Here is a 13,959-nt window from a genome sequence, read left to right as displayed (position 1 = left end):
CCTGGACCGAGCGACGGATGGTCCTGGGCGCATGCCCTGGTTCTGAGCGCCTGCGGTGCCGACAACGGCGACGGCAACGGCGGGGGCATTCTGGTCCAACGCCCACACCGACCACCCCGAGGCCACCGCGATGTTGCTGGACTTGCTGCTGAATGATCCCGATGCGGTCGTGATCATCCGGGATGACCGCGGCCTGTAGTGCAACCCCGAGATCCTCGCCGTGGTGGAGTACTGGATCGAGTACATGCGGACCAACTAGGTTGATCCCGGCCCGGCGCGCGCCCCAGTCGCTGCACCGCACGGCGCGCGCCGGGCACCATCACCGACCGGAAGAACTCCCCTCGTGACGATAGAGCAGGCGCTCATGCGGCTCCGCGCCGCCGACCCCGCCGCCCAGCGTGCCGGCCTCCAGTGCCCCCTGGCCGAGCAGATCGCGGCCGCCGGCGTCAACTTCGCCGCCGTGGGCGGGCCGGTCCAGGACCGCTGGTTGCAGGCGCTGGCGGAACTCAACCAGTGCGTGCGCCCCCTGGCCGGCGGTCCGGCGGTGCTGCATGAAGGGGGCACGTACGACGGGTGCTGGCTGGAGTCCACCGGCACCATCAGCGCCGAGGTCCTGTCCCGGTTCGCCCCCGGCGTCGCCGAGGACACCTTCACCCTGTTCGCCCGCCATCAACGAGACGACGGCCTGCTGCCCTACAAGGTCAGCCCCGAGGGGCCGGCATACCGCCAGATCCAGATCGTCACCCCGCTCGCCCGGTCCGTGTGGGGCCACTACCGCCTGCACCACGGCGCGGAGTCGTCCGCTGCCCGGGGCTGGCTGGACACGATGTACGCGGCAATGTCCCGCAACGACGCCTGGCTCGCCCGGCACCGCGACACCCGTGGCAGCGGTGCGGTGGAGGCCTTCTGCACCTACGACACCGGGCACGACCTGTCCCCCCGCCACTGGTTCACCCCCGAGCACTGCCACGAGGGCGAGGCGAGCCGATATGACCCCGAATCGGCCACCATCCCGTACCTGGCCCCGGACCTGACCGCGAACGTGGCGTGCCAACGCACCTACCTGGGCCGCATCGCCACCGAACTCGGCGCCGAGGACGCCCCGTGGCACCGCGCCGCGCAAGCCTCGGCGGCGGCACTGTTCGAGCACTGCTTCGACGCCACCGAGGGCACCTTCTTCGACCGGGACGCCACCGGGGCACTGGTCCGGGTGAAGTCGGACGTGCTGATGCGGGTGCTCGCCTGCGAGATCGGCGACGGCGACTTCTTCACCGCCGCACTGCGCCGATACCTGATGAACACCACCGCGTTCCTGTCCCATTACGGGTTCACCTCAGTGGCCATGGACGACCCCCGATTCAACGGCGACCACACCCGCAACTCCTGGGCCGGGCCGGTGAACTTCCTCACCCAGATTCGCGCCCCGCACGCCTTCGACCACCACGGCCATGTCGCCGAACTGGCCCTGGCCACCCGGCCTGTGCTCGCCGCACTCCTGCGCGCTGACCGGTTCCCCCAGTGCCTCGACCCCTGGAGCGGGGAGGCCGGCTACACCAGTTCCTACTCCCCCGCGCTGCTGTGGCTTCTGGATGCCGTGGAGCGCAACTTCGGGATCCTGCCCACCCCGACCGGCCGGATCTGGTTCACCTCGATGGCCCCCACCCGCCTCGGTGGTGGCAGCGCCGCCAGGGCCACCGCATACGCGCGCACCGTCGCCGGCGTCCACTACGAGTTGGGCAGCGACGACGCCGCCTCGAGATCCTTCCGCGCGGGCAGACCGCACCTGTCCTTCCCGAGGGGATGGCGGGTGGAGACCGACCTCCGCGGGGTGCCCCTCGCCGTCGTCGGCCTGTCCCCGCGCCCGGTGACCGGGGTGCTGACCCACGAGGACCAGCGGTGGGAACTGACCCTGGCCGCGAACCAGCGTGCCGAACTGGACGGCGGCGAGGTCACCGTCGGGTCCGGTCCCGGTTTCGTGGCGCCACGCTCGGGTGAGGGGGCCTGATCGGCCTGAGTGCCGGCGGCATCCAGGGGCAGGGGGATCGACCACCCGACTACGCCCTCGGCACCGTGCTGAACGTGCCCGCCCGGCCGGAGGGTGAGACCGATTCGGTCCTTCGTGCCCCGATGCGGCAGGCTCGGTGTCCGGTAGTACGGCGTGCGGAGCATGGATCGGAGGAGCGCGATGACCGGCCTGGAGTTCAGTGTGCTCGGCTGGATCGTGCTCGGCGTCGCGGCACTGGCGGTCGGGATCGCCAAGACCTCCATCGGTGGTCTGGGGGCGCTGGCGGTGGCCGGGTTCGCGCTGTTCATCCCGGCCCGGGAGTCCACCGCGGCGGTGTTGCTGGTGCTGATCATCGGGGACCTGGTGGCCGTGGCCCTGTACCGGCGCAGTGCGGACTGGGCGATGCTGCGGCGGTTGCTGCCGGCAGTCCTGCCCGGCATCGGGGCCGGCGCGCTGATCATGGCCTTCATCGACGACCGCACCATGACGCTGCTGATCGCCGCGTGCATCCTGGTCGCGCTGGCGATCCAGATCGTGATGCGCAGACGGCAGGCTCATGTCCCGGCGCAGGCACCGTATTCGGAGGCCGCCCCGACCCTGGGCTCCACCCCGAACCTGGGGGCGACCCTCGGTACCGGGTTCGCGGCCGGCTTCACCACGATGGTGGCCAACGCCGCCGGCCCGGTGATGGCGCTGTACCTGCTGGCGGTCCGGGCGGACAAGATGCGCTTCGTGGGCACCATGGCCTGGTACTTCCTGATCGTGAACGTGGCCAAGGTGCCGTTCTCGATCGGACTCGGGCTGATGACCACCACCACGTTGTGGCTCACCCTCGCCCTGGCGCCGGCAGTGCTGGCGGGCACGTGGATGGGCCGCACGTTCCTGCGCCGCCTGCCCCAGCACCGGTTCGAGACCCTGACCCTGGGTGCCTCCCTGCTCGCCGGAGTGGTGCTGCTGGCGCGCGGGCTGATCTGAGGCCGGCAGTGGCACAGTAGGAGCATGTGCGGACGCTACGCCTCCTTCCGGAGCGCCCAGGACCTCGCCGACACCTTCGACGTGGAGCAGATCAGCGACGCCGCGGCCCGGGTGGCCGCCGGGTACAACATCGCCCCCACCGATCCGGTGCGGGTGGTGCTGGAGCGCCGCGACGGCGGCGAGTCCTCCTCCCGGGGCGCCGCATCATCCGCCCGGGACGGCGCCGAATCATCCAGCCGGGACGGTGCCGAGCCAGCCACCCGGAACGGTACCGAGCCGGCGACCCGGGCGATGCACGTGGCCCGTTGGGGCCTGATCCCGCACTGGGCCAAGGACCCCACCATGGGCGCACGGATGATCAACGCCCGCAGTGAGTCGGTCGCCGAGAAGCCGGCCTTCTCCAAGTCCCTGGCCCAGCGCCGCTGCCTGGTGGTGGCCGACGGGTACTACGAGTGGCACACCGCCCCGGATCCGGCCGGTGGGAAGAAGCCGGTCAAGACCCCGTACTACATCCATCCCACCGACGGAGCCCCGATCGCGTTCGCCGGGCTGTACTCCTGGTGGCCGGACCCGGCCAAGGCCCCCGACGACCCCGACCGGTGGGTACTGTCCACCACGATCATCACCCAGGCAGCCCGGGGCGGCCTGGAGCACATCCACGACCGGGAACCGGCCGTGCTGGACCACGATCTGGTCGGTGCCTGGATCGACCGGGACGCCGGCACCGAGACGGCCCTGGACATCCTCTCCCGCCCCTGCCCGCCGCTGACCTGGCACGAGGTGGACCGCGCCGTGGGTTCGGTGCGCAGCCAGGGCGCCCACCTGATCGAACCGGTCTGAGCCTGCACCCACGTGATGACCCCGGATCCGCCCGCGGGTGGACGCTGCTCCGGGGTGGTCGGGCCTATCGTGGCGCCATGACGCATGCGGACCACCAGCGCCAGGGTCTGCCGCACCCCGGCGCCGCGGCGTTGATCCGCCCCACCAGGCCGCGGTCGAGCGACGTCATCCTGGCTATCGGCGCGTTCCTTCTGCTCGGCCCGCTGACGTACGGTCTAGCCGGGGGCGTGGGCCCCACCACCGTCGCAGCGGGGCTCGGGGCGGTCCTCGCCTCGGTGGCGATGCCGGGCGCGCTGGCCTGGCGCCGCTCCCACCCGGCAATATCGGCCATCGTGGTTTACAGCGGCGCGCTGCTGCACTTCGCCACCGGGACCCCGCTGCTCCCGGCCGATGTGCTCATCTTCGCCGCGCTGTACTCCGTCACCGTCTACGGGCCGCGGTGGGCGCGCCTGGCCGGGCTCGGCGGCGCGCTGCTGGGCTGCCTGCTGCTGGCAGTGGCGAGCATGACCTTCTACGGATCGCTGAGCCTGGCCGACCTGGACACGGAGAGCGTCCTGACCGGCGGCGTATCCTTCGCGCTGCCCGCCGCACTCGTGCTGGCCGTCTGGGCCCTGGCCCTGGTGCGCAAAGCCCGGGTGCAACAGCTGGAGTCCTTCGCCGAACGTGCCCTGCGGCTGGAGATCGAACGCGACCAGCAGGCCCAGATCGCCACCGCGGCAGAGCGGGCCCGGATCGCCCGGGAGATGCACGACGTGGTCGCCCACTCCTTGTCCGTGGTGATCTCCCAGGCGGACGGCGGCCGGTACGCCGCAGCCGGCGACCCCAGGGCCGCCGGGGCCGCCCTGAGCACCATCGCCGAATCCGGCCGCACCGCGCTGGCCGACCTGCGCCGCATCCTGGGCGTCCTGCGCGAGGGCGGTGCCGGACCCGAGTTCGTGCCCCAGCCGGGCACCGATGACCTGGACACACTGCTCACCCCGGTGCGCCAGGCCGGCTTACAGGTGTCATTGGAACGTTCCGGCACACCGCGCCCCGTTCCGGCCAGCACCGGGCTGAGCGTGTACCGGATCGTGCAGGAGTCCCTGACCAACGTGCTCAAGCACGCCGGGCCCGGCGCCCAGGTCCGGGTGCACCTGGGCTGGCACCCCACCCATCTGGAGGTGTGGGTCATCGACGACGGCTACGGCGCTGCGGCCCCGCCCGGCGGGGGCCACGGCCTGTCCGGGATGCGTGAGCGTGCCACGATGGCAGGTGGCGACCTCACAGCCGGGCCCGGACCCACCGGCGGCTGGCAGGTGCATGCCCGCCTCCCGGTACCCCCGGCAACCGCCTCCGGGCAACCACCGGGGCAGGACCCGCAGCACAGACTGAACAGGAGCGCAGATGAGTGAGAGCGCGCAGACCATCCGGGTCGGGCTGGTCGACGATCAGCATCTGGTCCGCGCGGGTCTGGCGATGGTGATCAACTCCCAGCCGGACATGGAGGTGTCGGTCGAGGCCGGCGACGGCGCGCAGGCCCTAAGACTGTTGGGCTCCCACCCCGTGGATGTGGTGATGATGGACGTCCGGATGCCAGCGATGGACGGCATCGCCGCTACCGCCGAACTCACCGGCGGTGGGACCGCCGGCGACGACGGCGGTCCCAAGGTGATCATCCTGACCACCTTCGATCTCGATGAGTACGTGCTGCGAGCGATCAAGGCCGGTGCCAGTGGGTTCCTGCTCAAGGACACCCCGCCGGAGCAGATGCTCGCGGCCGTCCGCACGGTGCACTCCGGTGACGCGGTGATCGCTCCCTCGGCCACCCGCCGGCTACTCGGGCAGTTGGCCACCATGGCCCCGGCGCAGGAGCGGGCGCCGGCGCAGGTGCTCGAGGTGCTGACCAGCCGGGAGCGGGAGGTGCTGGAACTGATCGCACGCGGTCACACCAACACCGAGATCGCCGCCCGGCTCTATGTCGCCGAGGCGACCGTGAAGACCCACGTGGGCCGGGTGCTGGCCAAACTCGGCGCGCGCGACCGGGTCCAAGCCGTGGTGATCGCCTACGAGACCGGGTTGGTCCACGCCGGCAGTTGAGCCGCCAAGCGCACGGCCACCTCGCGCAGTACGGTCGCAGCATGGCCACCTTCAGCGAGCGCCCGCACCGCCCCACCGACCCGGTGGTGGCCGCGATGAGGACGATCGAGCGCGCCGACTTCCTGCCGGAGGCACTGCGCGATCAGGCCCACCAGGACCACCCGCTGCCGCTGGCCGACGGTTCCACCAATTCCCAACCCAGCACCGTACGACGGATGCTGCAGGCCCTGGACGTCCGCCCCGGTCACCGGGTGCTGGACATCGGCTCCGGGTCGGGCTGGACCAGCGCCCTGCTGGGGCAGTTGACCGGACCCGAGGGTGAGGTCCTCGGCCTGGACCTCACCGATTTCCTGGTCGATTTCGCCCGCACGGCACTGAGTAGGTACGACCTTGCCTGGGTGCGCATCGACCTGGCCACACCCGACGTGCTGGGCACGCCCGGACGGACCTGGGACCGGATCCTGGTCTCCGCCGACGGCGGCCGGATCCCGAGTGAACTGGTACACCAACTCGACGACGGCGGTCGCATGGTCATTCCCGCGGCCGGCCGGATGGCTGTGGTCACCCGGGCCGGTCAGGAGGTCCACACCGAGTATCTGCCCGGGCAGTGGGCCTTCGTCAGGCTGCGCTGACCTCCCCCGTGGGTCGGTGACCCGCCCCGGCGTCCTCCCAGGGGATGACAGACGAACCCGACCACGGCCCGATGTGACCGAGGCGGCGCAAATCTAACGTCTCCAACATGAGAACCGATGAGACCGCCGCGGTACGCGCGGCCGACCTGACCAAGATCTATGGTCGCGGGGAGGTGTCCGTGCGCGCCCTGGACGCCGTGAACATCTCCTTCGCCGCCGGTAGATTCTCCGCCATCATGGGCCCCTCCGGATCCGGTAAGTCCACCTTGATGCACCTGCTGGCCGGGTTGGACTCGGCCACCTCCGGTCAGGCCTTCCTCGGCGACACCGACCTGACGGCCCTGTCCGATGCCGCACTGACCAAGGTACGCAGGGACCGGATCGGGTTCGTCTTCCAGAGCTTCAACCTGCTTCCGATGTTCACCGCGGCACAGAACATCGCCCTGCCGAGTCAACTCGCCGGGCGCACGGTGGACCCGGACTGGCTGGACCTGCTGACCGCATCCTTCGGCCTGGACGAGCGGCTCCATCACAAGCCCCACGAACTCTCCGGCGGACAGCAGCAACGGGTCGCGATCGCCCGGGCACTGTCCACCCGGCCCGAGGTGATCTTCGCCGACGAACCCACCGGCAACCTGGACTCCCGCTCCGGCACCGAGGTGCTGGCGTTCCTGCGCCGCAGTGTGCGCGAACTCAACCAGACGGTGGTGATGGTCACCCACGACCCCACCGCCGCCGCCTACGCCGACGAGGTGGTGCTGCTGGCCGATGGGCGTATCGCGGGCTCCATCACCGACCCCACCGCGGATTCGGTGATCGCCGGGCTGGAATCGCTGCGTCCCACCGTGGCGGCCCGCTGATGTGGCGCGTCGCGCTGCACCAGATGCGATCCTCCGCCGGGCGGCTGGGCGCAGCCGCGCTGGCGATCGTGCTCGGCTCGGCATTCGTGGCGACCACCCTGCTGGCCGGGGCCACGGTCGAGGCCACCACGCACAACACCATGGCAGCCGGCTACGCCGAGGCGGACCTGGTGATCGGCTCGAACGGGATGAGCCTGGACCAGGTGCACGAGTTGGGTCAGGTCGACGGTGTCGCCGCGGCGAACCCGGTCTCCCGAGCCTTCATCGACCTGCACGCCGGTGACCGTAGCGAGTGGGCGATGATGGGTCCGGTCCCCTCCGATGCCCGGCTGTCGGTGCCCACCCTGACCGATGGTGCGCTCCCCGAGGTCGAGGGCCAGGTGGCCGTGGTGGCCGACCTCGCCCAACGGCTGGGTGCCGGGATCGGCGATGAGATCACCCTGACCTGGGAGGATCCGGCAGACCTCGACGACGGCGCGGAGCCCACCGAACACGAACGCACGGTGCAGGTTGTGGGACTGCTCGAGGCACCGTCGTCCTTCTTCGCGATGGCCCAGCAGGTCCTGACCGATGCGGCCACATTCGAGGCGTGGGACCGCACGGGTGGCGCAGCGGACCGGCTGCACTTCACCGAGGCGGTCGTGCTGATGTCAGGCGACGCCGACCTGGCCCAGGTGCGCACCGGTCTCGAGGAAAGCCTCCCGGGCCTCACGGTGCAGACCGTCACCGAGCGTGCCGAGGACATGGCCGCGGAGTTCACCGGGGATGGCATGCTGACCGCCCTGGGCCTCGCATTCGCCGCGGTGGCTCTGGCCGTGGCGGCGCTGGTGATCGCCAACACCTTCACCGTGCTGATCGCCCAGCGCACCCGCACCCTGGCCCTGCTGCGGTGTGTCGGCGCCTCCAGGGCGCAGATCCGTCGCTCCGTGCTCCTCGAGGCCGCGGCCCTGGGCCTGCTCGCCGCCGCGGTGGGACTGGGGTTGGCCGTGGCGGTGGTCGCCGGCGGGCTGAACCTGCTCGCGGGGGCGAACGACGAGGTGCCCCTGGACACCACGGTGCACCTGAGCCCGGGCATCGTGGCGGCCACCTTGCTCACCGGCCTGATCGTCACCGTGGGAGCCTGCGCGATCCCGGCCCGGCTGGCCACCCGGGTGGCACCACTGGCGGCCCTGCAGCCGGTGGAGGGAAAGCCCGAGCGCCGCGCCGGACGAGCACGCATCGCTCCGGCGATCGGTTCCCTGGTGACCGGTGCGGCGCTGCTCGCCGGTGCCGTGGTCCTGTCGGCCGGCGCCGGTGAGGGTTCCGACGCGGTGTTCCTGGCCCTGGGGATCGGCGTGCTCGGTGGGCTGTTGTCGCTGCTGGGGTTACTGACCGGAGCGATGTTCATCGTGCCCGCTCTCATCCGTCTGGGCGGCCGCCTCCTCGGCCGATCCGTGCCGGCGCGGATCGCTACCGCCAACGCGGTGCGCAACCCGCGGCGCACCGGCGCCACCGCATCGGCCCTGATGATCGGGGTGGCCCTGGTGGCCATGATGTCCACCGGCGCGCTGACCGCACAGGAGTCCCTGTCGCGGAACCTGGACGAGCGCTTCGGCGTCGACCTGACCATGTCGGTTGGTCACAACGGCGCGGAACCTTCTCGCGGGCAGGTGCAGGTCCTCGCCGATCATCCCGGCATCTCCGAGACAGTCCTGCTCGAACAGGCCGTGGTCGAACTCCGCTCGGCGCGTACCGGCACCGACACCACCGAGTTCGTCGGCGCTGTGGCCGAGGGCAGCCTCGAGCAGGTGGTGCGCGATGCCGACCTCGCCGGGGGCATCCCCGAACGGACCATCGTGCTGCCGCGCAGTTACCACGACTGGTACGGACTGGAGGACGGGGACGAGGTCACCCTCACCGCCCAGGACGGCACCGAGGTCTCCTTGCGTGTTCACCTGTCCGGTATCCCGGGCACCGCCCTGGTCCCACCCGAGGTCCTGGCCGAACTCGACGAGTCGGCACAGATCACCACCGCCTGGGCCCGCTTTGCCGACGGGGCCGATGAATTGGATGTGGTCCGCGAGGTGCAGGCGGCCCTGACGGATCTGCAGGCCGCCTCGCCCGGCGACCCCACCGCGTGGCTGGGCGGCAGCGGCGTGGAGCGAGCCGGGTACCAAGAGGTGATCAGCACGTTGCTGACCATCGTCGTCGCCCTGCTCGGGGTGTCGGTGGTGATCGCCCTGGTCGGGGTGGCCAACACACTGTCGTTGTCCGTGCTGGAACGACGGCGGGAGTCGGCCACGCTGCGGGCCCTGGGACTGTCCCGGGGCCGGCTGCGCGGGATGCTCGCTGCCGAGGCGGTACTGATCTCCTTCGCCGGCGCCGTGATCGGAATCGTCGCCGGTGTGGCGTACGGCTGGGCCGGCTCCACGGTGATGCTCGCCGGACTCGGCGACGTCACGCTGATGGTGCCCTGGCGCGACCTGGCCCTGGTCCTGGCCGGTGCGTTGGTCGCTGGCCTGGCGGCCTCGGTGCTGCCGGCCCGGTCAGCGGTGCGCGACGCCCCCGTGGTGGCGCTGGCCGGTCCCTAGCCTCGGACGGGGTTGTGGATCACCGATCCCGGTGTCCACAACGCCCCGGCCGGCCCCGTGCACCGGCCGGGGCACCCGCGCAGGCTGAGGGGCATGGCCGAGGACGACGCAACCCGGGTCCGCGGGGCGATGCGCACCCACGTGCACGTCGCCGTGATCGCCGGTCCCGATGCCGGCTGGGTCGCCGGCCTGGACAGTCGGGGAGTCACCGTGGGCCGCGGTGCGGATGCGGGGCTGCGACTGGGTGATGCGCACCTGTCCCGCAATCACCTGCACGTGCGGCACCGCAGCGGACGGATCCAGGTCCGGGACCTGGACAGCGCCAACGGCTCACGGTGGCGCCCGGCCCGAGGGCGCCGGCGGGCACAGTCGGCCCCGGGCGGTGCCGGCACGGGCTTGCGATGGCGGCGGCGCAGCCGGCGCGTCACCGGCCGCTGGCGCCGGGTGCGGGCCGGGGACCTGCTGCACGTGGGCGCCAGCACCCTGCAGATCCGTCCGCACCCCTCGTTGCGCGCTGCCGAACCCGGCCGCGCACCGGCCGGCTCCGTGGAGCCGGCTACGCCGGGAATGGTGCTGCCCCTGCTGATGAGCGTCGGGATGGTGCCCGTGCTGTTGGCCGGCGGTGCCGGCCTCTGGCGGCTGCTGCCGTTGATGCTGATCCCGATGGGGCTCGCCCTTGCCTGGCCGGGCCTGAACCGGCGGCGGCACCGGCACCAGCAGGACCCGGGTCCACCCCCTCGTTCCGGCCCGGCCGGCCCGCAGGGCTCAACCGGCCCGGACGAGTTGACCGGGGGTTCACGCACTGATGACCCGGCCGCGCTCATCGTGGCCGCCCAGCGCGGGAGCCTCGTCCCCACCCCGGCCCAGGGCCCGGCCGAGGAGGCGGGATGGGACCTCGGCACCGCGGACGCGAGTCTGCCGGCGGTGCCCGCCCACGGGGGCCGGTCAGGAACCCGCCGGGCTGGTTGCCTGCCGGTCCCGGCCGATGGCGCCGGCGTGGCCCTGGTGGGCGGCCGAGCGGAGTGCGACTCCCTGGCCCGCTACCTGCTTTGCCAACTCGTGGTGCGGTCCCCGCCCGGCCGCTGGCGGACCGAGGTGCCCGCTGGGTGGGCCTGGGCCACGGCGCTACCGGACAGCGGTGATGATCCTGCCCGCGTGCTCCGGGTGCTGGAGGCCGAGGACGCCGCAGGCGGAGCCGACGCCGCGGCGGCGCACCTGGTGCTGGCCCGGCACCTGGGGCAGGTGCCGCCGTGGTGCGCCCGGATCATCCAGGTGCGGCCCGGTCACGACCGCCGGGTCTCCTCCCGGTGGGCGGCTGCCGTGTGCTCGGTGCTGGCCGCCGGCGCACCCCCGGTGGCGGCCATTCCCCGGGTGGCACCGCTGGCCGGACTGATCGGCCCGCATACCGCCACCGACATCGGGCAGCGGTGGCGCAGCGCCGACACCGGTCTGGCCGCCGTCATCGGTCACGACGGCAACGGCCCGGTGCCCCTCGACCTGGTCCGCGAGGGTCCGCATGCGGTGGTGGCCGGCACCACCGGGTCGGGCAAGTCCGAACTGCTGCTCTCCTGGGTGCTGGCGCTGGCAGCGCGGTACCCACCAGGAGACCTGTCGTTCCTGCTGGTGGACTACAAGGGCGGCGCCACGTTCGCCCCGATCACCCCGTTGCCACAGGTGCTGGGGGTCCTCACCGACCTGGACGGGCCGGCCACCTCGCGGGCGCTGGCCAGTCTGCGCGCCGAACTGCTCCGGCGCGAACAGATCCTGGCCCGGGCGGGCGCGACGAACCTGGCCGAGTACCAGCGCGGCCGTCCCGACGGCGGGGGCGGCGGCGGGCGGCTGCCACGGCTGATGGTGATCGTCGATGAGTTCCGCGCGATGTCCGATGATCATCCCGAGCATCTGGACGACCTGGTCCGTCTGGCTGCTCAGGGGCGGTCCCTGGGGATCCATCTGGTCCTGGCCACCCAGCGCCCTGCCGGAGCGATCAGCCCCGACATGCGCGCGAACCTGACCGCCCGGCTGTGCCTGCGTGTCCTGGAGGAGGCCGACTCCACCGACACCATCGGCATGACGGCCGCGGCCCGGCTGCCGGCGGTACCGGGACGAGCGATCCTGCGCACCGAGACCACCACCACCTTCCAGTCCGCCTGGGGTGGGGATACCGCTGCGGTGCGGAGTCTGGTGGAGGCCATCCGGTCCGCTGCCGAGGACCTGATCAGGACCGAGCCGTGGCGAGCGGATCTCCCACCACCCTGGGCACCGCCATTGCCGGAGTCCCTCACGGTCACCGAGTTGCCGGCGGACCCGGCGCAGGGCTGGCTGCGCACCGATCTGCCCGTGGAGCAGCGTCTGGGCGTGGGCACACTGGACCTGCCTGCCAGCATCGTGATCAGCGGACCACCCGGTTCGGGCCGGTCCACCGCCGCGGCGACGCTGGCCGGCCTCGCGCTGCGCCGGGGCGTGCCCGTTCATGTGCTCGCCGAGGACCCCCTCCTCCCCGATACCGCGCCAGCGGCCGGAACATGGTGCGCCGGTGTCGATGTGCGCCGGGCCGGGCGGCTGCTGAACCTGCTGGCCGGCCGCCGCGGCGCCGAGATGCTGGTGATCGACGACGTCGACGCCTGGGCCGGCGCGCTCGATGCGGTCGCCGGTGCCGGTGCGGGCACCGACCTGATCGCCACGCTACTGCGCCGGGCGCGCCGCAGGGGTCTGTCGACGGTGCTCACCGCCCCGGCACCGGCGCACCGCTGGGCCGCCCAGGTGGACCAGCACCTGGTGCTGGCTCCCCGCGATCCGGCCGACGCCGCGCTGGCCGGGGTGCCCAAGGATCTCACCGGCAGCGGCTGGCCACCGGGGCGTGGGGTACTCCTGACCCCCCGCACCGCGGTGGTGTGCCAGGTGGCGCTCCCGGAGGATGCCGGCGCCGGGGCGTGGCCTTCACCGGTCGTGCCGGTCCTGCGCCTGCGCCCGCTGCCGGATGAGGTGGCGCTGACCGATCGTCCTGCCACCCCGGCCCAGCCTGAGCGGCTCTGGCTGGGGATCGGCGGTGACGAAGCCGCTTGGGTGGGTGCCGACCTGCCGCCCGGGGCCACCTGGTTGATCGCCGGTATGCCCGGTAGCGGCCGCAGCACCACGCTGTCCACGATCGGCGCGCAGGTAACTCAGCGCACCGACGTGCTGCTGATCGACGACGTCGACCGGCTCACGCCCGCCCAGGTCGCCCAGACCCTCACGCACCTGGCCGACCGGACCCGCGTCGTCATCGGAGCAGCCCACCCGGACCGGCTACTGAGCACCTACCACGACCTGGCGGCCCGCCTGCGTGAAGCCGACGTCGTGGTGGCGCTCGGACCGGTCAGCACACATCTGACCGGCGTGGACATCCGGAGCCGGCTGGACCCCGACCCGGTGCCGGGGCGCGGCGTGCTGGTGGATGGTCCACGGGTGGTTCCGGTGCAGGTGGCCCACCCCGAGGGGTTCGAGGCGGGTTAGAGCACCGCATCGGGGCGGCCCCCGCGATCGGTCGCCGCGCGGGAGGATGGCACCAGCACCCCGGCAATGATCACCAGCGACATCACGATCGGTATCACGGTGGCCCACCACTGCTGGCCCCCCAGACCACTGACGCCCACCGCCAGCAGCAGCAACTGCCAGGTGATCACGGGCCCGCGGCCCCACCGCTTGCCCTGCCACAACCCCCAACCGGCGGCTCCGACCAGCAGGGCCAGCCCCAACAACACCACCGCGAGTGTGACGATCGTGACCTGCTCAAGGCTGGCGGCACCGAGCACACCGCCCAGGCCGCCGACCGCCAGCACGATCAGGCCGAGCACCTGCAGCCCGACCAGAACCAAGGCCACCGTCAGCAGAACCGGACGCGTAGACGGTGACTTCTCGGGCATGGCCCCACCCTAATGCGGGCCTACCCTGGCCGGGCCTGCGCCCGGATTCGGCGTCTTCTCATTCCGTGGAATGTGAGGGATGTCTCATGACGGTGC

The 13,959-nt window shown here is 72.2% G+C and carries 11 protein-coding genes; 10 read left to right on the top strand and 1 reads right to left on the bottom strand.

Annotation, left to right across the window (positions count from 1 at the left end):
- The first annotated feature begins 55 nt into the window (after positions 1–55).
- From ACO0LU_RS03490 to ACO0LU_RS03445, 10 genes are all read left to right on the top strand, one after another.
- Entirely contained in the window at positions 56–199 is a 144-nt protein-coding gene (locus tag ACO0LU_RS03490) for a hypothetical protein (protein ID WP_424790026.1), read from the top strand.
- 144 nt (positions 200–343) lie between these two features.
- A complete protein-coding gene (locus ACO0LU_RS03485) occupies positions 344–2,005 on the top strand; it encodes an MGH1-like glycoside hydrolase domain-containing protein (RefSeq protein WP_424790025.1) in 1,662 nt (553 codons plus the stop codon).
- Positions 2,006–2,185: 180 nt separating this feature from the next.
- Positions 2,186–2,980: a sulfite exporter TauE/SafE family protein gene (locus ACO0LU_RS03480; protein ID WP_424790024.1), complete on the top strand. Its 795-nt coding sequence runs from the start codon at positions 2,186–2,188 to the stop codon at positions 2,978–2,980.
- Positions 2,981–3,004: 24 nt separating this feature from the next.
- Entirely contained in the window at positions 3,005–3,820 is an 816-nt protein-coding gene (locus ACO0LU_RS03475; RefSeq protein WP_424790023.1) for an SOS response-associated peptidase, read from the top strand.
- A gap of 77 nt (positions 3,821–3,897) precedes the next feature.
- Entirely contained in the window at positions 3,898–5,211 is a 1,314-nt protein-coding gene (locus ACO0LU_RS03470) for a sensor histidine kinase (protein WP_424790022.1), read from the top strand.
- Positions 5,204–5,896: a response regulator gene (locus tag ACO0LU_RS03465; protein WP_424790021.1), complete on the top strand. Its 693-nt coding sequence runs from the start codon at positions 5,204–5,206 to the stop codon at positions 5,894–5,896. Before ACO0LU_RS03470 ends, ACO0LU_RS03465 begins: the two co-directional genes overlap by 8 nt.
- 41 nt (positions 5,897–5,937) lie before the next feature.
- Entirely contained in the window at positions 5,938–6,528 is a 591-nt protein-coding gene (locus tag ACO0LU_RS03460; protein WP_424790020.1) for a protein-L-isoaspartate O-methyltransferase family protein, read from the top strand.
- Between the two features lie 107 nt (positions 6,529–6,635).
- Positions 6,636–7,388 (top strand): ABC transporter ATP-binding protein, encoded by a 753-nt coding sequence (locus tag ACO0LU_RS03455; protein WP_424790019.1) that lies wholly within the window; start codon positions 6,636–6,638, stop codon positions 7,386–7,388.
- Positions 7,388–9,958 (top strand): FtsX-like permease family protein, encoded by a 2,571-nt coding sequence (locus ACO0LU_RS03450; protein WP_424790018.1) that lies wholly within the window; start codon positions 7,388–7,390, stop codon positions 9,956–9,958. Before ACO0LU_RS03455 ends, ACO0LU_RS03450 begins: the two co-directional genes overlap by 1 nt.
- A gap of 93 nt (positions 9,959–10,051) precedes the next feature.
- Positions 10,052–13,453: an FtsK/SpoIIIE domain-containing protein gene (locus ACO0LU_RS03445; RefSeq protein WP_424790017.1), complete on the top strand. Its 3,402-nt coding sequence runs from the start codon at positions 10,052–10,054 to the stop codon at positions 13,451–13,453.
- Here ACO0LU_RS03445 and ACO0LU_RS03440 read toward each other — a convergent pair.
- Positions 13,450–13,863 (bottom strand): hypothetical protein, encoded by a 414-nt coding sequence (locus tag ACO0LU_RS03440; protein ID WP_424790016.1) that lies wholly within the window; start codon positions 13,861–13,863, stop codon positions 13,450–13,452. The two genes, ACO0LU_RS03445 and ACO0LU_RS03440, sit on opposite strands and share 4 nt — an antisense overlap.
- Positions 13,864–13,959: the final 96 nt, after the last annotated feature.

This window comes from Pseudactinotalea sp. Z1748, from assembly GCF_049725185.1.
Classification (GTDB): domain Bacteria; phylum Actinomycetota; class Actinomycetes; order Actinomycetales; family Beutenbergiaceae; genus CALKWS01.
This window is presented reverse-complemented; position numbering and strand designations above follow the sequence as displayed.